The sequence below is a fragment of the Enterococcus sp. AZ011 genome (genome assembly GCF_050548355.1).
In the GTDB taxonomy this organism is placed as follows: Bacteria; Bacillota; Bacilli; order Lactobacillales; family Enterococcaceae; genus Enterococcus; species Enterococcus faecalis.
On sequence record NZ_CP172959.1, the window covers coordinates 2212062 to 2233299 of the forward strand.

A 21238-nucleotide genomic window follows, 5' to 3' on the forward strand; every position below is an offset into this window, starting at 1 on the left:
ACAAGTCTATCTTACCAGTCCCCTTCAAAACTAAACATAGCAGAATTTATATAGGGGTATAACCTAGAGGAAACAAAAAAGAGAGGCTTGTTTGTTTATAAGCCTCTCTTTTTTGTTATTTATTTTTGTGTTCTTTTTTGAACAATTCCACCATTTTTTGCTGTGGTTTTGGAAAAACATAGTCTGAAAATTGTTGTGCTGCCACCCATCGCTGCGACTCTAGTGTGGCTAATTCGCCTGTATTTCGGCCATAAAAGACTAAGATATGCCATTTTAAATGACTGAAAATATGAACGACTTCGCCTAAGGCACGTTTTTGCCAGACAACTGTTTCATAGTCCGTAAAAAAGCTGACAGGTTCTTCAGCGACCAAAGGCTCTGTTACAGGCTCTAACTCTAAAGTTAATTGTTTTTCCGTTTCTGCTGGTTGCGCCAGTTTTTGCAATTGTTGAAATTGTTTTTTGCTAATTTCTTCAATCGGAAACAGCCACATATTGGCTAACAAACCTGTTTCAGGTCGTTGTTCTAATAAAAATTCTTGCTTTTTATTTTCAATAATAGTGCCGACATAATACACATCTTTCGGCTTAACTTTTTTTGATTTGACTGGATAAGCGGTCATTTTATCTGCCTGATAGGCCGCACAATATTGCTGAAGCGGACAGCTTTCACACTTAGGGGAAGTTGGGGTGCAGACGGCTGATCCTAGATCCATTAAGGCTTGATTAAAATCCCCTGGACGCTCACGATCGATGATTTTAAGCATCGCCGCTTCAAATACTTTACGACTACTCGCTTTTGCAATATCTGCATCAATTTCAAATAAACGGCTCACTACCCGCATGACGTTACCGTCAATTGCTGGTTCGGGGAGATTAAAGGCAATACTGCCAATCGCACCAGCTGTATAGGGGCCGATTCCTTTTAAACTCCGAATATCTTCGATTGTGTCAGGCATTTTCCCACCAAATTCTGAAACAATCTGTTGCGCTGCCACTTTTAAATTACGCGCTCGTGAATAGTAACCTAACCCTTCCCAAGCTTTCAACAACTTATCATCTGGCGCTTCCGCTAAATCTTGAATCGTCGGAAACCATTCCATAAATCGATAAAAATAATCAATGACTGTATCTACGCGAGTTTGTTGTAGCATAATTTCAGAAATCCAAATACGATATGCATCTGTATTCGCTCGCCAAGGTAAATTGCGTTTTTCTCGTTCATACCAAGCTAAAAAATCTTCCTGGAATGAACTAACTTTTGCGGGACTCCACGCCTCCCAAGGCTCTTTATTCGTCATGTTCTACTTCCTTTTCGCTAATAAATTGCTGAATCAAATCATAGTCAAACCCTTTTTGGAATAAGCTTTGTTTGACTTTTTGAACTTTTTTAGAAAAATCAAATCGCTGATTGGCACGCCATAAACGTTCGCCTTCCTTGTTTAACGCTTGTTGTTCTTGTTCTTCGTCCTTTTCAAAAGCTAAAGATTCCAAAGCTAGATCAATGATTTCATTTGTAAAGCCCTTTTGCATCAGATGCAGACGCGTTTTCTGAAGTGCATCTTTAAAACTTTTAGTTCGATAGCGTTTCATGGCTTTTTCTGCAGTTGCTGTGGCAACATTAAGTTGTTCATCTAACGTATAAAAGGTCAAACCATGCTGAATATCTTCTTCACTAATGCCTTTTTGCTTTAATTGTTGTGCCACATTTCGTGGTCCTTTATCACTGGTTCGCATAGCTGTCCGTACGTAACTTTCACTAAAAATTGCATCATCTAACAACCGTAGCTCTTCTAAACGTTGAACGATTTTTACTCGATCTTCAGGTTCAATTTCTTTCTCTTTTAAATAAGTAAAAATCTCTTTCTTTGAACGTAATTGATAGCTTAAATAATTCATCGCCATTTGTAACCCGACATCATAAGAACTGGCTTTTTTTATTTCTTCTATTAAAGTATCTGATAACTCTTGGCCTTTTAGCAGACGCTGCCGTACTAAAATATCTTCCGAGACACGCAGTTTTTCGCCTGAAGATAGCCAAAGTAGATAAAATTCACCTTTATCTTTACTAATTCGTGTGATTGTTGTCATCTTATTCTCCTGCCCCTCTAAATCAGAACATATATTCTACTATACCATAGAATCCTTGGAAGCCAAATAAATAAAAATGTGCTAAAATGGGAGGAAGTGAAAAATGTGAGATGACTAAAGGATGAAAGAATATGACCCAACAACTAGTAAAAAAAGGCCAACAAATTTCTTTAAAAATTAAACGATTAGGAATTAATGGCGAAGGTATCGGCTATTATAAAAAATTAATTATTTTCGTTCCTGGGGCGCTACCGAAAGAAGAAGTGACTGCCACGATCACAAATGTTACACCCAAATTTGCTGAAGGAACCCTTCAATCTGTCAAAAAAGCTGCTAAAGATCGCGTGGTCCCTCCTTGTCCTGTCTATGAAACATGTGGCGGCTGCCAACTACAACATTTAGCCTACAAAGCACAATTAGACTTTAAAAAAGATTTATTAAAGCAGGCACTTAACAAATTTAAACCAGCCAATTATCAAAACTATGAACTACGAAAAACAATTGGGATGGAGAATCCTTGGAATTATCGAAATAAAGCCCAATTCCAATTACGCCAAATCGATGGCCAAGTAGAAGCTGGTCTCTATCAAGCTGATTCACATCAATTAGTACCGATTGATAACTGTTTGGTCCAACAGCCTGCGACAACCAAGGTGATGAATACATTAGTTGATTTATTGAATGACTTTCAATTACCAATTTATGATGAACGTAAAAATAGTGGTATCTTTCGAACATTAATGGTTCGAGTGGGCATCCAAACTGGCGAAGTCCAAGTAGTGTTCATTACACAATCGAAGAAATTTCCACAAAAAGAAAAAATGGTTCGCGCAATTAATGAACAATTACCAGAAGTTGTTTCTATTATGCAAAATGTCCAAAATAAAAAAACCTCTCTAGTAATGGGTGATGATACCCTTCACTTATGGGGCAAAGAAAGCATTGAAGAACACATTAACGACGTTGTCTTTGATTTATCGCCGCGAGCATTTTTCCAATTGAATCCAGAACAAACGGAAGTTTTATATAATGAAGGAATCAAGGCCTTAGATTTACAACCAAATGAAACTGTTGTTGATGCTTATTGTGGCGTCGGGACCATTGGCTTAAATTTAGCGAAACAAGCGCATCAAGTTCGTGGTATGGATACCATTCCCGCCGCAATTGACGATGCTAGATTCAATGCAAAACGACTTGGTGTTACGAACACACATTATGCTGTTGGAACAGCTGAAGACTTATTACCTAAATGGTTCAAAGAAGGCTTTAAACCTGATGCCATTGTAGTTGATCCCCCACGGACTGGTTTGGATCGTAAATTATTAACGGCCCTTTTGAAACAACCACCTAAGAAAATGGTGTATATTTCTTGTAATGTATCCACGTTAGCACGTGATTTAGTTCAATTAGCCAAAGTATATCAAGTAGACTATTTACAATCTGTTGATATGTTTCCACAAACCGCTCGTTGTGAAGTTGTCGTAAAATTAACGAGAAAATAAAAAAAGGAGCGTGGGACAAAAATCACTTTGGATTTTTGCTCCACGCTCAAAAACTGATAAACGGCGGGAACAGAACCAACTCCTTCGGAAATAAGCCGAAATTATCCAAAAATTAAAAAGCAATTTTCGGAAATTTCTTCTTATTTCTCGGAGCTAAACGGTTCTGTCCCGACCTCCTTTAACTAATTAAACAATTATTTACTTAATTAGCTATTTTTTCGTCCGAAGAAGAATGAAACCACAGCAACTAAAATTACTGCCCCAATAATTGATGGCACAATTGCCATACCTGCTACGTGAGGACCCCAGCTACCTAAGATTTTTTCTCCGATAAATGAACCAACTAAACCGGCAACGATATTCGCAATCCAACCCATTGATTGACCTTTGCTTGTAAGCGCGCCAGCGATAGCACCGATAACAGCACCAACGATTAAAACCCATAAAGTATGCATAAAATAATTCCTCCTAAATGCTTTATCTAGCGAATAATTCGCTATGTTACTATTATGGACTACTTTTATTAGATAACAAAATAGTTTGCTTGTTTCCATGAAAAAAAAGCAATAATTTCTGATAATTTCATTAAAAAAACTCAGAACAGGAGACCGAAGTGCACTGTTCTGAGCTTTTATTTAAGAAATTGTTGGTCGTTTTACTCGTTCATGTGCGACATCCGCTGCTTGAATCTCTTTATTATTAAAAGGTGTTAAGCGGAATGCCAATTGGAATTCTTCAAACGTAGTCCGGTATTTTTCTAATTGCCACTGGCCACAAGAGTAGCTACCTAGGGCGTTTTGTTTGTAATCGATATTTAAAACAACATACTCACTTTCTTGTAATTCATTGGTATGCTTAGCAACATCTAGCGCTTGTTCTTCAAAATAAGAAACACTAAAATTATATGAATCTGCCGCTGTTGCTACTACCCCTTGGCCGCGATCATCCGTGAATGCGGACCATTTAGTCGCCATGTGGTTACCATTGGCTTGTGGAACAACATAATTAGTGAACATTTCCGCCACTGTAGCATCATAAACGCCAAGTAAACCAGCTTCTTGTGAATCTACATAGTTTTCTCTCGGCCCTTTACCGAAATATTTTACTTCTGATAGAGACTTGTCTAAATGGAGAGTCACACCCAAACGTGGTAACATATCTGGCGCATTTTCAATTTTACCAGCAGGACTACCTTTTAAGTCGAAGAAAATTTCGCCATTTGGTGCAATTAAATACTGATAGGTACATTGATAATGCCAAGCACTGTTAGTCGTTCCGTTAATTGTTTTTACGATGACTTGGATAAAATCATCAACTTTTTTCCACTCAAAAGAACGGACAATTTCATGCTCTAAATGTAAGAAATATTTCTTCTTCATTTCATCAATAATTTCCATATCATTACTGATCGGTGCCCGCCAAAATGTAAATTTCGGCCCTTTATGCAATAATTTTTTACCATCTCGTGTCACATTCGTTAAGGCGCCCTTCACTTTATCAAAATTAATTGAAAAGTTTGGTCCTTCAATGTATAAATGAGGGCCAATTTCCTTTGCCATCAACGTGCCAACTGGTGTAATCTCAATCCCTGGTGTTGCAATTGGCAATTCAAACTGTGCGGTAGCTAATTCATGACCAGCAGATGCATAGGCGGTCGTTTCTTTCAATTGATATGAAAGAGTTAAATAATAGGCGGCTCCTGCCTTTTTAGGAAAATCTAAATGATAAGGTAAGTGCAGTCTTCCTTCTGCTCTAGCAGCAATTGCTGGCACTGCTACTGTCCCTGATTGAATCACTGTTTGATCTTCAGTAATTGTATAAACCAGCTTAAAGATAGCCAAGTTTTCAAAGTCAAACCGACTCAATAATGAGAATTCACCTGACAGAACGTCAATAGCGCTAGTTGTAATGGGTTCAATGACTTTTTTGTATTCATACAAGCTAGGAGATGGCGTACGGTCAGGCATCAACATCCCATCAATACAAAAATCTTTGTTACTTGGATCATCGCCGAAATCGCCGCCATAACGATAATAAACTTCACCGTTATCTGTTACAGATTCAATGCCATGGTCAAACCATTCCCAAATAAAGCCACCTTGTAATTTATCATGAGCATAAAATAGCTCTTGGTATTCTTTTAAATTCCCAGGGCCATTCCCCATCGCATGACAATATTCACATAAAATATGCGGTTTTTTTGAATTTTCAATAATCGTATTCATCAGTAATTCTCTAGTTGGGTGTTCCAACCACGTATACATTGTAGAATAGACATCCGTGACCTCTGCCTCAAAATCACCTTCATAATGGACCAAACGTGTTGGATCCATTTCTTTGGCAATACGGGCCATTTCAATAAAGTTATGACCAAACGCAGATTCATTTCCTAACGACCAAAAGAGAATTGATGGATGGTTTTTATCCCGTTGAATCATCCGTACCATCCGAGAAACATAAGCCGTTTCCCATTCTGGATCGTTGCTAATCCAATCATATTCTCCTGTTAATTCAAAGCCGTGACATTCCAAATCAGTTTCATCAATCACATACATTCCATATTCATCGCATAAATCATAGAAATAAGCAGATGCTGGATAATGACTGGTTCGAATGGCATTAATATTAAATTGTTTCATTAAACGAATATCTTTTTCAATTTCTTCACGACTAACCACTCGACCATTTTTCGGATTATAATCATGACGATTCATTCCTTTTAGTTTAATGGCCACACCGTTGACTAAGAAAGTCTCACCAGATACATGAATATTTCTGAAACCAACTTTTTGCGGAATAACTTCGACGACTTCCCCTTCAGAAAAAACAGTGATAAATAGTTGATACAAGTATGGTTTTTCAGCTGACCAAGCAGTGACAGACGGTAAACTTGCTGAAAATTCAACCGTACCTTGATTTCCTGCGACAGTCTCTTTAAGAACCGTTTTTCCCTGCTGATCCATCAACTCCAATTGAACTTGTTGTCCTTTGTCTTGCCAAAATTTACCCGTAATTGCCAAGTGGCCATTTTGATACGAATCATCTAAATCGGAAATAATAAAGAAATCTTCCAGCCCATTTTCTGGTACACCGAGTAATTCAACATCACGAAAAATACCACTTAACCACCACATATCTTGATCCTCTAAATACGTACCATCTGACCATTGATAGACTCGCACCGTTAAATCATTTGTTTCACCAATTTTAGCGTAAGGCGTAATGTCAAATTCTGCTTCATTTCGTGCACCTTTACTGTAGCCAACTTCATGGCCGTTCACCCAAACATGATAAGCTGAATCTACGCCACAAAAACGTAAAATGATTTTTTTATCGTGAAATGTTTCATCTATAGCAAATGTCCGTTTGTAAATACCTGTTGGGTTTTCCGTTGGTACATACGGCGGATTAATGGGAAAATTGTACCATAAATCAGAGTAATGCATTTTGCCATATCCTTGGACTTGCCAATTTCCAGGAACAGTGATTTGATCCATTTGGCTTGTATCAAAGTCCGTCGCAAAAAAGTTTTCTGGGCTGTATTCTGGCGCTTCTAAAAAAAGAAAATGCCAGCGTCCGTTTAAATTTTTGTATGCTTGTGTATATTTATTTTCATTTAGTAAGGCTGTTTCTTTCGAAGGAAAGCTCGAAAAATGTGCTCGTCCAGGCAACCGATTAATACTATCTACTTTATAATTTTCCCAAGTCTTCATAATCCATTTCTCCTTTACCAACTTCATTTTTTTCTTTTGTTTCATATCGTTTCCAGCAAATCCAAGCAAAGCCCATAAAAACAATTAAACCAATGATGTTATACGCCAACATGCCCAGTGGACTAGCGGTTCCTTTCGGTAACGTGCCATTGATTTCTTCCATGATTAATTTTGGATCCGGCACAGTTGACATAAAGAATACAAAGATAAAAATGGCTAATAAGAAAATTCCCGCAATTAAGCCAAAGGTTCGATTACCAAAGCGGAAACTTCTCGGCATTGTTTCTTTTTTCCAACGAAGCCCAATATAGGCGATTAACAAGAACAAGACAGGCACTAATGACGTAGAAGCTGTCATATTAATTAACGTTTCTAAAAAGCTATCCATATTTCCAATTCCTAATGCTGGAATGGCAACTAAAATCGTCACAATAATTCCTTGAACTAACAAAGCATTGGTTGGATTTCCCTCTTCATTCGTTTTCACTAGCCACTTACCGAAGACCCCATCAGGAATTTCTGAGAAAAATACTTTAACTGGTGCTGCTGTCCACAGAGCCAAAGAACCAAGACTTCCGACAAATAAGATAATTCCTACTAAGCGCACCATCATTGCTGCGGGAATATGGAAATACGTACCTAAAATTTTAAAGATATCAAAAATACCATTTGAAAAATTTCCTTTTAAGACGTCCGTTGGCACTACCAAACCTACAGCAACGGCACCAAGAATATACATGATACCGACCGCAATCGTTGCACCAATCATCGTGCGGACAAACGTTTTATTGCCGCCTTTAACATCCTTAATATATACACCGATACTTTCACCACCGCCAACAGCTTGTAAAATCCACGCCATCGTCATGAAAAAAGTCCAATTAAAAGTTGGCATAATTGACGTCGTGGTAAATTCTTGTGCTGGCTCATTGCCAAAACCAAACACGACGACAAAGGCTAAAACCACAAAAGCTACGCCCATAAATAAACGAGCACCACCCGCTAAGCTAGTCACTTTCGAAATCCACGAAACCCCTTTAATACAAACCCATGTCATTAACCAAAATAACAGAATAGAAATCACTGCAATTATTTTAGTACTATGGTTTCCTTGAAAAACGTTTTGACCTAAAAAAGCGTATGAACCATAAATCAATGTATTCGGTAGCAATGAACAGAAGAAAAACAAGTTGACAAAGAAATACGACCAAGCACCTAAAAATGCCCATTTAGGTCCTAGCACAGATTCCAACCAACTGTGAACACCTGATTCATTTTCAGAATTAGCAGAAGCAAATTCTGCAATCATTAGAATAAATGGTAAAAAGTAAAAAATAGAGCCGAATAAATAGCCTGGAATAGTTGCTAGGCCAATCTGAATACTGTTGTTAACAATGCTGGGAAAGGCAAAAACCGCTGAAAAAGTCATGAGCATCAATGCGACAGAACCTAATCGTTCCCGTGAATGTGTTGCCATTTTACTACATCCTCTCTTTATCAAATTAATTAGTACTCACACATTGTAAAACGCTTACAGTTTTTTAAAAATAAAAAATGTTGCCTATTTCTTGTAAAGATGTTGACTTTTAGAAAGCCTTTACATACTCTTATAAAGAGGTGATAGCATGCAAAATGTTTTTACAAATAATGTCAGCATCCTGATTAATGATCAACCTATTAGCCAAGAATTTCATCTTTATGAAGCTGGCTATGAAAAATGCCGCCCGACAAAACCAACTGAGTTTGCCCCTATTAATTATTGGGTTTTGCATTATTGTAGTGATGGTGAAGGCTATTTTTCAACACCCTTTATGGAAAAACAACACATTACCGCTGGCGATTTGTTTATGATTCCAGCCAATTGTCGCAATATTTATTATCCTAATCGGCAAAATCCTTGGACCTATCATTGGGTCGGTTTTGTTGGAGATCTTTCGTCTCAGTATTTAGAAAAAATAGGCCTGACTACCGAAAATTGTATTTTAAAAGGAACTGTTGATAAGAAATTAGAAAGTTTATTTAAAAATATTTACCAAGAAGCGAAGAAACATAATCATTTTGGCAGTTTAAGTGAAAGCTTTCAATTGTTGAATTATCTAGAGCATCATTCCGTTACACAGCACGAAAACCAAAGCCAACAATTATTTAACCAAATTAAAATGGCTATTCACGAAAATTTTTCAAACAATCTTTCAATTAGTCAATTAGCTTCTGAGTATAACATTGATCGTAGCTATTTATTTAAGCTATTTCAGCGTTATGAACAAACAAATCCTAGTATTTATGTACAAAACTTAAAATTGCAAAAAGCCTGTTCTCTGTTAAGAAAAAGTTCCTTAACCATCACGGAAATCAGTTTTGAAGCAGGTTTTTCTTCACCTTCTTATTTTTCAAAATTTTTCTTCCAGAAAAAAGAGATGACACCTCGACAATATCGTCAACAGTTTTTGACTTAAAATAAATTGTTGCTTATCTGTAGTTAAAGAAAAAAACAATTTATTTAATAATTTTCAAATTTAGGTAGTTCTTATAATTTATCTATTTTATAATTAATTAGGGTTTTATTATAGCTGGGAGTGTGATATATAGACTAATCAAAATCAATAAATAATTTACAAGTTTTAGCAAATAAACAATATTGGAGAGAAAAATGAAACATTTTATTAAAGAAAACAAAGGTTTAGCCATCTACAGCTTTTTAATTGTCTTTGCCACTTATGGTATTAAACTATTTAACAATACTTACGCTATTGATACTATGCACTTAATGACTAACTACAGAGGCTACTTAAAACATTGGGTTTCCATTGGTAGACCAGGATTAGTAGCTTTAAAGCTTTTAACATACAACTATGTAAATATTTATTTTTTAAATTTGTTAGCTATTATTTTCTTTGCTATCGCCACTATCTTGTTGTGCTATTATGTTGATCTTTCAACTAAGCAAATTTATAACAAAAAGTATTTATATATTATCCCAAGTATTTTTCCAACCAGTCAATTATTTAGCGAACAATTTTACTTCGTCCTACAAAATTTTGAATTTTCATTAGGTATCTGTTTGGTTATACTTTCTCTCATTGCTATTTACCATATTCCCAATAAAATTTTTAAATTATTCGGCTTTTTGTTGCTGACATTTACACTTACTATGTACCAATCATTCTTTGTATTTGCGTGTACCTTAATTTTATTCAAGATTTTAATGACATTGTATTTTGCTCAGTTAAATGATCTTAAAATTTCTTTTAAAGACTATGCCTTCAAAATTGGTCATTTTATTCTACTAGCTATTTCATCTCTCGTTCTATCTCAACTAATGGCGATGTTAGCGAAAAAAGTTTTAAACGTTGAAAGCTCCTATCTAGATAATATGATTCTTTGGGGTAAACGTCCCTTGATAGATTCTATCAATGATATTAAAGATTACGCCAAAGAACTATTCTTCCCTCCAGTCGGAGACACTTTTTTTACACCGCTGTTTTTGATATGTGTTCTTTTACTGGTCATTGTATTAATTAATATGTCCTATCTGAAACGCAAAAATGTTTTCTTCATCTTTATTACCTTGTTAGGTATTCTAATCACTCCACTCATGTTTACAATTTTAGGTGGAAAACGTCCGGCAATTAGAGGTGAAGTACCTAACTTCCCTGCTGTTTTAGCGTTATTACTCATCTTTATTATGATTTACTGGGGATACAACTTTGTGCTTAAACATTTATTAGTTGGCATAGTAATTCTCTTTACTTTTATTCAAGTTCGGGAAACAACCAACCTAGAATATTCTGAGTATCTAACAGCGGAAGAAGATTTACGTACTGCGGAAATGATTACAAATAATATTTATTCAATGGAAATCGTTCTCCTCGGAATGTTTCAAATATAAAAGGTGAAACAAACGGTGTCTCATTATTTGAATTCATGCCTAACTCGGTGCATACTAGTTTAAATACTTTACTCTATATGAAAACATTTGGATTAAATTTTAATGATCCTACCCCAGAAGATTTTGAAAAACACAAAGCTTTACAAGCAGAAATGAATGTCTGGCCTAGCAAAGATTCTATCCGAGTGGTAGATGATTGTATTGTTGTTAATTTGTCAAAGTAGACAATTAAATTTTATAGATATTTTACTAACGGTAGTTGTTTTAGCAAAAGACAACTACCGTTTGCTATAAAAAGAACCCTTGCCACACAAGGGTTCTCGAACATTCAAAAGTTGAATGAATTATTTTACTGTTACTGAAGCGCCAACTTCTTCTAAAGCAGCTTTTAAAGCTTCTGCTTCTTCTTTAGAAACAGCTTCTTTAACTGGTGCAGGAGCGCCATCAACTACAGCTTTAGCTTCTTTCAAGCCTAAGCCAGTTGCTTCACGAACTGCTTTGATAACTTTAACTTTTTGATCGCCAGCTGCTGTTAATTCAACAGTGAATTCAGTTTGTTCTTCTGCTGCTCCACCTGCTGCTGGTCCAGCTACTGCTACAGGAGCTGCTGCTGATACGTCAAATTTTTCTTCGATAGCTTTAACTAATTCGCTTAGTTCTAAGATAGTTGCTGTTTCTAACTCAGCAACGATGTTTTCAATGTTTAATGCCATTTTGAATTTCCTCCATTTAAATTAAAATTGTTTGTTTTTTATTTGTTTGAATTAGACTGCAATTAAGCAACTTCTTCGTTTTTCTCTGCCACTGCTTTGACAGCGTAAGCCACGTTGCGGACTGGCGCTTGTAATACAGATAATAGCATAGATAGTAAACCTTCGCGGTTTGGTAGTTTTGCCAACGCAGTAATTTGTTCCACTGAAGAAACTTTTCCTTCGATGACGCCACCTTTGATTTCTAATGCTTTTGCATCTTTAGCAAATTCGTCGATGATTTTAGCTGGTGCTACTACATCGTCGTTGCTGAATGCGACAGCAGTTGGGCCTGTAAAGACTTCGTCTAAGCCGTCTAAACCAACTTTTTTAGCTGCACGAGAAAGGATTGAGTTTTTGATGACTTTCATTTCTACGCCTGCATCACGTAATTGTTTACGTAAGTTAGTGACTTCTTCAACTGTTAAACCACGGTAGTCCACGATTACAACTGATGCTGCTGATTCAAATTTCTCAGCGGCTGCTTGAACTAGGGTTTCTTTTTTAGCGATTGCTGCTTCACTCATTTATTTCACCTCCTGATTTTGATGGTGGAGTTGGACTTGGTTTACGATATGTAAAGTAGAAGAATCAAATGAAGCTTCGCTCACTTCGTTCGCCAAGTATTGTTTTACATCGGTTTTTTTCAAAAAGTCGTGTAAAACAACAAAACTCCATGCCACCGTAGACATAGAGGGACCGAATTGTATATAACTCAACAATTGTCCTCGGTAGGAAATTAAGACTTGCGTCACCTACTGTCTTCGGTACAGTTAATTATTAACCTCACTCACTTTACCATAGGGTAAGTGAGTGAGTCAAGAATTTTTTAATTATTTTCTTTCAAATTAGAAAGAAGCTTGGTCAACGTGGATTCCAGGTCCAAATGTTGTTGTTACTGAAATGTTTTTGATGTATTGACCTTTAGCAGTTGATGGTTTAGCTTTCAATAATACGTCGTTAATTGTGTTGAAGTTTTCAACCAATTTTTCGTTATCAAATGAAACTTTACCGATTGGTACGTGGATGTTACCAGCTTTGTCAACGCGGTAAGTTACTTTACCAGCTTTAACTTCTTCAACAGCTTTTGTAACGTCCATTGTTACAGTACCAGTTTTAGGGTTTGGCATTAAACCTTTTGGTCCTAAGACACGGCCTAATTTACCAACTGTAGCCATCATGTCAGGAGTCGCAACAACTACGTCAAAGTCGAACCATCCACCTTGGATTTTTGCAACCATGTCGTCGTCGCCTACGAAATCTGCACCAGCAGCTTCAGCTTCTTTAGCTTTTTCGCCTTTAGCGAATACTAAAACAGTTTGTGTTTTACCAGTTCCGTTTGGAAGCACAACTGCTCCACGGATTTGTTGGTCTGCTTTTTTAGGGTCAACGTTCAATTTGTAAGCAACTTCAACTGTTGCGTCAAATTTCGCGATGTTTGTATCTTTTGCTAAAGCTACTGCTTCTTCAACTGAGTAAGCTTTTGTAGCATCAACTTTTTTCAATGCTTCTTGCATTTTTTTGCTCTTTTTAGCCATTTTGTTTCCTCCTTGATTGTGGTTATAACGGTTGTACCTCCCACGTCTTTCATATCTTTAAATATGAAACGAACTGAGAAGCTACTTCTTTGAGTAAGTGTGGAATAAAAATTATTCTACGATGATACCCATGCTTCGTGCAGTTCCTGCAACCATGCGCATTGCTGCTTCAACGTCAGCGGCGTTTAGGTCTGCCATTTTAAGTTCAGCGATTTCTTTCACTTGATCGCTTGAAACTGTTGCAACTTTAGTTTTGTTTGGTTCACCTGAACCTTTTTCGATTTTTGCAGCTTTTTTCAATAAGACTGCAGCAGGTGGTGTTTTAGTAATGAATGTAAATGAACGATCTTCATATACAGAGATTACTACTGGAATAATCAAGCCTGCTTGGTCAGCTGTACGAGCATTGAATTCTTTAGTGAATCCCATGATGTTGATACCTGCTTGACCTAACGCTGGACCTACTGGTGGAGCTGGTGTTGCTTTCCCCGCAGGAATTTGTAATTTAACGATTTTTTCTACTTTTTTAGCCACGAAAATACCTCCTTAAGTTCTCGTGCGTGGTTAATGGGGTTGAGATTTCCCCTCCCACTCAACGTACATTTAAAACATACCCTATTACTATACAGGATTCCCTTTACTTTTTCAAGATGTTTTTATGATTTCAAGACAATTTTTTTATCCGTTATTTTCTTCATGAAATGCGCATCATGCTCAATCACTAGCATTGCAGGCCTCACAGATAAGATTAGCGCTTCTAATTGTTGATGATTAAACACATCCAAGTAATTAAGGGGTTCATCCCAAATATAAAGTTCAGCTGATTGAGACAATGATTTGGCTACTTCGACTTTTTTCCGTTGCCCCATACTCATTTGTTCAATTCGATTAGTGAAAACGGCGCGCTCCATCCCAAGTTTTCGTAAGTTATTTAAAAATTGGGTGTAATCTAACTGATTTTTCTCTGCAAATTCGGATAAAGTTCCTTGATTGTCTTCATAATCTTGGCGCACATAAGAAATGGTTAATTGGTGAGCCAAAGTGGCTTCTCCTTCTGAATCTCCAGAAAAATCCCCCAACAAATACTGAATCAAGCTCGATTTTCCTGAGCCATTTTTTCCTGTTATTCCGACAATTTCTCCCGCGTTTATTGAAAAAGAAATTGGCGTAAATAGCCAATTTTTCTCGTAGCCTAGACGAAGCTCTTCCACCGTCAATAATGTTTTGTGATGCGTTGGCTGATAATCCATTGACAAAGGATCAATATACTCAAGATCTTTTAATAGTTTTTCTTTTTCTGCTAATTGTGTTTCGGCACGTTGTTGAATGTGTTTCGAGCGCTTCATTACGCGCGCTGCCCGGGCACCAATGGCTCCTGTATCAAAAATCGCCCCGCTCCCTTTTTCCTTAGCGTTGCCGTACTTATCACCTTCACGGTTCATCGACCATTCCGCTTTTTTACGAGCGGTTTCTTTCAAGCGATTGACTTCTTTTTTGATTTTTTCATTTTCTGCTAGTTCAAAAGCATCTCTTAATTTTTTTTGCTCTTCATAAATAGAAAAATTCCCTTGATACAGCGTCAATTGACTTTTTTCAATCGCCAAAATATGATCAACCACTTCATCAACAAATGCCCGATCGTGGCTGACTAAAATAAACCCGTGTTTCTTTTTCTTCAAATATTCAGCCACTTGTTGTCTGCCAGCTAGATCTAAGTGATTTGTTGGCTCGTCAATTAAAGGAAAGGCATTTTCTTCAATAAAAAGAAGACCTAATAAAACTTTCGTCTTTTCGCCGCCTGATAAAGAAGAAAAGGGCCGCCATAAAACTTCAGGATCAACGTTTAAAAGCGTTAATTCTCGTTCTAATTCCCACTGTTCAAAAGAAGTCACCTCTTGTAAGACATAATAAGTGAGCTGTTGTTCTTCTGCAACTGTTTGTGGAAAATAGACGAAATCGACTTGATGAAGAATCTCTCCTTGGTAATCCAACTGCTTTTGTAACAATCTTAATAAGGTTGTTTTCCCACGGCCATTGCGGCCAATCAATCCTAATTTCCAATTGGTATCCATCGTGATATTTGCCTGATCAAAAAGCAATACTTCTTGATTATCATAGGCAAAAGATAGTTGTTTTAGTTCAATTTTCGACATAAATATACCTCCATAAAGCAAAATTGATGCAGCTTTACGGAAATCAGCGGCATCAATCCAAGGTATACAAAAAGACCCGTGGCTGAATTCTTTAAGCTAATTTCCGAAAATCCGCACACTCCACCCGTTATAATCAGGCAAAGTTATACAGTTTCTCTAAAAAATTAACTTAAATTTTCAACGCACGAATCCCTCTTTTCGTCTTTTATTATCTAGAATTTAGCATCTCTTCACTGATTTGTCAACGAAGGCCCCTTGCTTTCATTCTGATAAAAATTTAAATTATTCGCTAAAACACAAGCGATTGCCTAGTTCCCCGCCATTTTTTGTGTTAGACTTCCAATGAAAACATATTCTAATGAAGAAGGTGCTGAAATGGAAGAGTTACGCTTTAATAGTGTTTTTGATATTATCGGACCCGTTATGATTGGTCCAAGCAGTTCTCATACAGCTGGAGCGGCAAGAATTGGAAAAGTGGTTCGCAGTATTTTTGGACAGCAACCTGATAGCGTTGACATTTATTTATATGAGTCTTTTGCTAAAACTTATCGTGGTCACGGAACAGATATCGCCTTAGTTGGCGGCCTTTTAGGCATGGAACCAGATGATGAGCAACTAGCCAATTCTTTGGAAATTGCCTATGAACAAGGAATGGAAGTTTGTTTTATTCCTAAAAGTGAAAAAGCAGACCACCCTAATTCCGTTAAAATTGTGGTTTCTTCTGGCGACCGAAAACTATCTGTGACAGGAATTTCAATTGGTGGTGGAAACATTCAAATTTCTGAATTAAATGGCTTCAAATTGTCTTTAAGTATGGGCACGCCAACATTTATCGTTGTCCATCAAGATGTTCCTGGCATGATTGCTAAGGTGACCAACATCCTTTCAGCTAGCGATATCAATATTAGTACAATGACCGTTACCCGAGAATCTAAAGGGGAAAAAGCGATTATGATTATTGAAGTTGATCAAGCCGAAGTCGGTGACATTGTCATGCAATTAGCTGAAATCCCTCATATATATAGCGTTAACTATTTTGACTAAATGAACGTAAAGGAGTAATACGATGTTTTATTCAATTGAAGATTTGGTAGCTCAAGCGAAAGAATACCCTTCTGTGAGCGAATTAATGATTGCAACAGAAATGGCTCATGGCGGGTATTCTCGTGAACGAATTATTGAAACAATGGAAAAAAATCTAGCCGTTATGAAACAATCTGTCGCTGAAGGAATCGCTGGTGTTACCTCAGTAACAGGGCTAACTGGTGGCGATGCAACCCGCTTAAATGATTACATACATTCAGGCAACTTTTTAAGCGGTGAGACCATTTTACAAGCCGTGCGAAATGCGATTGCTGTTAATGAGGTTAATGCAAAAATGGGCTTGATTTGTGCTACACCAACCGCAGGCAGTGCCGGAGTAGTTTCTGGCGTCTTGTTGGCAGTTATTGATCGCTTAAAGTTAACGCATCAGCAACAATTGGATTTTCTATTTACAGCTGGGGCTTTTGGCTTAGTGATTGCCAACAATGCCTCAATCAGTGGTGCCGAAGGTGGTTGTCAAGCTGAAGTCGGTTCTGCTAGTGCAATGGCGAGCGCCGCTTTAGTTGCGGCTTCTGGCGGTACGCCTGATCAATCTGCTCAAGCTGTGGCCATTACGATAAAAAATATGATGGGCCTCATTTGTGATCCTGTTGCGGGACTTGTTGAAGTCCCTTGCGTGAAGCGAAATGCATTAGGTTCTTCTCAAGCCTTCATCTCAGCTGACATGGCTTTAGCGGGGATTCGAAGTGTCATTCCACCAGATGAAGTCATCCACGCAATGTACCAAGTGGGTCGCCAAATGCCACAAATTTTCAAGGAAACAGCTGAAGGCGGTCTTGCGGTGACACCAACTGCACAACGTTTAAGCAAAGAAATTCTAGAGAAACAAAAATAGAAATAACTATTGCAAGAAGCTTACAGAAAAAAACGTCCATTCGTTTTTTCCGTAAGCTTCTTCTTTAATAACTTGTTCCGCCTAAACCAACCACAGCGACAATTCCATTCATGACATCTTTCATCGTTTCACCCACAAATGAAACGGTTCTACCATCAATGCGTTTAATCATTGGTAACATTTCAATACGATCTGCTTGTGCTGTCGTCACACATTGCAATTTTACGGTTGCTGGTGTTTGCAAGGTATATCGGGGTAATTCAGACAACGCAAAGGAAGTTAACACCTGACTTGTAGTCGCTACGATAGCTTCCCGAACTTGTTGCATGGGTCTATTTTTGATTGCATAACGTCCCAGAGAGTCTTTGGTGGAAACAAAGGGAACTTCGGGCATCATTTTTTCTTGAAAAAGTTGTTCCTCTAAGCCTGATTCACCGATAATTAAACCAACAGGGACACCTAATTCGCTAGCGTAAGCTGCATTAATTGTCGTTTCATTCATCGCTAAGTCGTTTATTTTTAAACCATAAGCAACACTAGCGCTATACCCATGATCCATATTCCCTTTTTGTTTGCCAATACCGGCATGATAACCTAAGAAAAAGACCACATCATAGCTACTATCCAAGCCACTCATCATATAATCCATGCGAGGAAAGCCGCTCACTAAGGAAATTCGTTCATCCATTTCTGCCAAGCGCGCATAAGCTAAATTCAATCCACGGCTATGCGAATCGGCAATAGTAATTTCTGTAATTTGTTCATTTTTGGCACTCTTTTGAATCCCTTCAATTAACCAAGCCACATGTTGGTGATATAATTCTCGGAATAAAACGGTGTCTTCTTTTTCCATATCAAATGTCGCAATACCTGCTAATCCTTCAATATCGCATGATACATAAATCTTCATTTGTTCCACTCCTTTGACAATGGCTGAACCAGTGCTTGAATTTTGTCAGCATCTAAATTTTTGATTAATTGAATGACTAATTCTTTCGCCGCTTGGTAATCTTGAAAATCTACATAGCAATGGGGTGTGTGAGCGTAACGGACAGGAATTCCTACAACAATCGTCGGGGCTCCTTGAACTTGTGTAATCGCCATGCCATTGGTTCCACCACCACTTCGAACAGAAACTTGAACAGGAATTTTGTGTATTTTAGCAATCTCTAGTGCATACTCTTGAAATTCCGGATTCGTAATCATAGAAACATCAAAATAACGTAACATCGGTCCTTTTCCCATTGCTGATTGAATCATCTCTGGCGTTTCTGCCGTATCATCAGCCGGGCAGCCTTCGAAAACAATAGCTAAATCAGGATTGACTTGTTTTGCGGCAATAAGTGCTCCTCTTTCGCCAACTTCTTCTTGTGCAGTTACTGTCGCAACTAACTTGAATGGAAGCGTCTCTTCTTTCAACTCCTCCATGACATCCACTAAGCAAGCACAGCCAATGCGACAATCAAAAGCTTTTCCTAAAAAAAGATCTGTCTGTTCGTTGTAACAGCACGTCACATCTGGAATGACCGGTGCACCAAGATCGATTTTGTAAGTTTCAATTACTTCTTCTTTTGAGGTAGCACCAATGTCGATCGTCAAATCAGCAATGGTTAACGGTCGCTGACGTTCCTCTGGTGTCATAAAATGAGGGGGCCGACTAGTAACTACGCCTGGCAGATAGGTACCTTCCCGGTTACGAATCCGAACTTTTTGTGCAGAAATCGTATTAGGGACCCAGCCACCTAACGGAAGAAAACGCAACAAGCCGTTTTCTTTAATTGCTTGAATCATAAAACCCACTTCGTCACTATGAGCATCAAAAAGCACTACTGGACCTTCACTTAGATTATTTTTCTTCTCAAGATATAAATTTTTAATGGAATCTAGCCGTTGAATAGTAAAATCCGCAGTTGCGTGTTGAAGGATTCTAACGACTTCTGTTTCAAAGCCTGAAACACCATTAGCATTTGAAAGTTCCTGAATTAATTGAACAGCTTGACTTTTTTTCATTTTTTCCCAACCTTTACTTGTCGCCGATAGAGACTGATTTGTAATAGCCTGAACCTAATGGACCATAGACTAAATTTTGGACAGAATCGGCCACTAAGCGTGCTTCTGTTAATTGATAAAGAGGAACTAGGGGGGCTTCTTCCGCAACCAATTGATCCGCTTTTTGTAATGTTTTCCAACGTTCTTCATATTTATTTGCATAAGTTACGTTTGCTTCTTGAAGCAACTGATCAAAGGTCTTATTAGACCATTTACCAAAATTATTGGAATTTTTTGATTGCAGTAAGTTTAAGAAATCGATTGGATCAGCATATACTGGCGTCCAGCCACCAACCACAATGTCGAAATCTCCGCTGCGACTTTTTTCTAAACGATTATTAAAAGGAACTGGTGAAACATTGACTGTTAAATTTTCTAAATTATCTGCTAAAGCTCCTTGAACATACTCACTGATTTTTTTAGCATTTTCTGTATCCGAACTTAAAATCGTTAGCTCCGCTTTTTCAATTCCTAATTCTTTTTTAGCCGTTTGCCATAACTCTTTCGCTTTTTCTGGTTCACTAGGATTTAAATCTCCTAATTCCTCTGCAAAATCTTTTTGCGTTTCTTGATTAGTGAAACCTGTTGGCACGAAGCCAAGTGCTTTTTTTGAGCCATCATTTAAAACATTTTTAGCTAAACGCTCAGAATTCAATGATAATGCTATTGCTCGACGTGCATTCTTATTTGCCAAAAGATCTTTTTGCGTATTTAATTGGATATAATACGTTCCAGGAATTTCACGAATTTTCAAAGCTGCATTGCCTTGTTCTTGTGCAACAATTTCTCCAGAAATTTTTACAACATCTAATTCTTTCCCTTCGAAAAGATTTTTCCCAGTATTGACTTCTTTAACTACTTGGACATCCACCTTATCTAGCGAAACATTCGCTTGATCCCAATAATTTTTATTCTTCACATAGGACCAAGTATTATTCGTGCCATCCCAACCTTCTAATGTGAAGGCGCCATTGTAAAGTGTTGACTCAGCTGATGTACCATAGTTTTTGCCCGTTTTTTCGACAAATGCTTCATTTAAAGGATAAAAAGCTGGTACCGCCAATAATTGTTGAAAATAACTCATAGGATAGCTTAGCTCTACTTCCAAGGTATGGTCATCAATGGCTGTTACCCCTAACTCTTCTTTAGATTTGCTACCGTCAACAATAGCACGATAATTTTTTAACCCTTCAAAGTAATACGCTTGCGGGGAAGCTGTTTTTGGGTCCACTGTGCGCTTCCAAGAGTATTCAAAATCATTTGCTGTGATTGGCTCGCCGTTACTCCATTTTGCATCTTTTCGAATCGTAAAAGTATAGCTTAAACCATCATTGGAGGGCTGTACTTTTTCAGTTGCCAATGCTGGTTTCGCTTCTCCTTTTTCGTCAAAGGAGAAAAGTCCCTCCCCTACTTGGCTCATTACATCTGCTGCGGTATTATCCATTGCCAACGACACGTCTGCCGTTGATAATTCCGAATCAATCCCGACCCGTAATACCTGTTGTTCTTGCTTTTTGGTTTCTTTCCCAACACTTCCACAGCCCGAGAGAAGTAGAACCATGATTGCTGCCAAAGACAGCCTTTGCTTTGTTGCCCTTTTCATAAAAACACCTCAT

The 21238-nt window shown here is 37.7% G+C and carries 18 protein-coding genes, 1 pseudogene and 1 other annotated feature; of the genes and pseudogenes, 5 read left to right on the forward strand and 14 right to left on the reverse strand.

What is annotated here, in order from left to right:
• Positions 1-115: 115 nt before the first annotated feature.
• Positions 116-1300, reverse strand: a complete 1185-nt coding sequence (gene mutY, locus IGL36_RS10605; protein ID WP_002372293.1) for an A/G-specific adenine glycosylase — start codon at positions 1298-1300, stop codon at positions 116-118.
• On the reverse strand, positions 1290-2090 hold the full coding sequence (gene recX, locus IGL36_RS10610; protein WP_002359467.1) for a recombination regulator RecX: 801 nt from the start codon (positions 2088-2090) through the stop codon (positions 1290-1292). The genes mutY and recX overlap by 11 nt, the downstream gene beginning before the upstream one ends.
• Positions 2091-2221: 131 nt before the next feature.
• On the opposite strand from recX, the gene rlmD reads away from it, so the two are divergent.
• Positions 2222-3592, forward strand: coding sequence for a 23S rRNA (uracil(1939)-C(5))-methyltransferase RlmD (gene rlmD / locus IGL36_RS10615; RefSeq protein WP_002397875.1), 1371 nt, complete (start codon positions 2222-2224; stop codon positions 3590-3592).
• 206 nt (positions 3593-3798) lie between these two features.
• Here rlmD and IGL36_RS10620 read toward each other — a convergent pair whose 3' ends face one another.
• The 3 genes from IGL36_RS10620 to IGL36_RS10630 form a co-directional block, all read right to left on the reverse strand.
• A complete protein-coding gene (locus tag IGL36_RS10620; RefSeq protein WP_002356434.1) occupies positions 3799-4047 on the reverse strand; it encodes a GlsB/YeaQ/YmgE family stress response membrane protein in 249 nt (82 codons plus the stop codon).
• Positions 4048-4227: 180 nt separating this feature from the next.
• A complete protein-coding gene (ebgA, locus tag IGL36_RS10625) occupies positions 4228-7350 on the reverse strand; it encodes a beta-galactosidase subunit alpha (protein WP_002397876.1) in 3123 nt (1040 codons plus the stop codon).
• On the reverse strand, positions 7283-8782 hold the full coding sequence (locus IGL36_RS10630) for an amino acid permease (RefSeq protein WP_002359464.1): 1500 nt from the start codon (positions 8780-8782) through the stop codon (positions 7283-7285). The genes ebgA and IGL36_RS10630 overlap by 68 nt, the downstream gene beginning before the upstream one ends.
• 148 nt (positions 8783-8930) lie before the next feature.
• On the opposite strand from IGL36_RS10630, the gene IGL36_RS10635 reads away from it, so the two are divergent.
• Positions 8931-9761, forward strand: coding sequence for an AraC family transcriptional regulator (locus IGL36_RS10635; protein WP_002356429.1), 831 nt, complete (start codon positions 8931-8933; stop codon positions 9759-9761).
• A gap of 194 nt (positions 9762-9955) precedes the next feature.
• Positions 9956-11418, forward strand: a pseudogene (locus tag IGL36_RS10640) (glucosyltransferase domain-containing protein).
• 120 nt (positions 11419-11538) lie between these two features.
• Here IGL36_RS10640 and rplL read toward each other — a convergent pair.
• From rplL to lsa(A), 6 genes are all read right to left on the reverse strand, one after another.
• The gene (rplL, locus tag IGL36_RS10645) at positions 11539-11907 is read right to left on the reverse strand and encodes a 50S ribosomal protein L7/L12 (RefSeq protein ID WP_002356427.1); all 369 of its coding nucleotides are present in this window, start codon (positions 11905-11907) and stop codon (positions 11539-11541) included.
• A gap of 62 nt (positions 11908-11969) precedes the next feature.
• Positions 11970-12470, reverse strand: a complete 501-nt coding sequence (gene rplJ / locus IGL36_RS10650) for a 50S ribosomal protein L10 (RefSeq protein ID WP_002356426.1) — start codon at positions 12468-12470, stop codon at positions 11970-11972.
• On the reverse strand, positions 12471-12662 hold the full coding sequence (locus IGL36_RS10655) for a hypothetical protein (RefSeq protein WP_033606707.1): 192 nt from the start codon (positions 12660-12662) through the stop codon (positions 12471-12473).
• Positions 12600-12729 (reverse strand) — a sequence feature (ribosomal protein L10 leader region). Its footprint overlaps the gene before it by 63 nt.
• 62 nt (positions 12730-12791) lie before the next feature.
• Positions 12792-13481, reverse strand: a complete 690-nt coding sequence (gene rplA / locus IGL36_RS10660) for a 50S ribosomal protein L1 (protein ID WP_002356425.1) — start codon at positions 13479-13481, stop codon at positions 12792-12794.
• A 111-nt stretch (positions 13482-13592) separates the two neighbouring features.
• Positions 13593-14015: a 50S ribosomal protein L11 gene (gene rplK, locus IGL36_RS10665; protein ID WP_002356424.1), complete on the reverse strand. Its 423-nt coding sequence runs from the start codon at positions 14013-14015 to the stop codon at positions 13593-13595.
• Positions 14016-14137: 122 nt separating this feature from the next.
• Positions 14138-15634, reverse strand: a complete 1497-nt coding sequence (gene lsa(A) / locus IGL36_RS10670) for an ABC-F type ribosomal protection protein Lsa(A) (protein ID WP_002397878.1) — start codon at positions 15632-15634, stop codon at positions 14138-14140.
• A gap of 375 nt (positions 15635-16009) precedes the next feature.
• Here lsa(A) and sdaAB point away from each other — a divergent pair, with 375 nt between their 5' ends.
• Both sdaAB and sdaAA read left to right on the forward strand, forming a co-directional pair.
• Positions 16010-16678, forward strand: a complete 669-nt coding sequence (sdaAB, locus tag IGL36_RS10675; protein ID WP_002414070.1) for an L-serine ammonia-lyase, iron-sulfur-dependent subunit beta — start codon at positions 16010-16012, stop codon at positions 16676-16678.
• Between the two features lie 22 nt (positions 16679-16700).
• Positions 16701-17573 (forward strand): L-serine ammonia-lyase, iron-sulfur-dependent, subunit alpha, encoded by an 873-nt coding sequence (gene sdaAA / locus IGL36_RS10680; protein WP_002367199.1) that lies wholly within the window; start codon positions 16701-16703, stop codon positions 17571-17573.
• 64 nt (positions 17574-17637) lie between these two features.
• On the opposite strand, the gene IGL36_RS10685 is transcribed toward sdaAA, so the two are convergent.
• The 3 genes from IGL36_RS10685 to IGL36_RS10695 are packed head-to-tail and all read right to left on the reverse strand — an operon-like array spanning position 17638 to position 21225.
• The gene (locus IGL36_RS10685; protein WP_002397879.1) at positions 17638-18483 is read right to left on the reverse strand and encodes a M55 family metallopeptidase; all 846 of its coding nucleotides are present in this window, start codon (positions 18481-18483) and stop codon (positions 17638-17640) included.
• Positions 18480-19583: a M42 family metallopeptidase gene (locus IGL36_RS10690; RefSeq protein WP_002397881.1), complete on the reverse strand. Its 1104-nt coding sequence runs from the start codon at positions 19581-19583 to the stop codon at positions 18480-18482. The genes IGL36_RS10685 and IGL36_RS10690 overlap by 4 nt, the downstream gene beginning before the upstream one ends.
• Positions 19584-19596: 13 nt before the next feature.
• Positions 19597-21225 (reverse strand): peptide ABC transporter substrate-binding protein, encoded by a 1629-nt coding sequence (locus IGL36_RS10695; protein WP_002387190.1) that lies wholly within the window; start codon positions 21223-21225, stop codon positions 19597-19599.
• Positions 21226-21238: the final 13 nt, after the last annotated feature.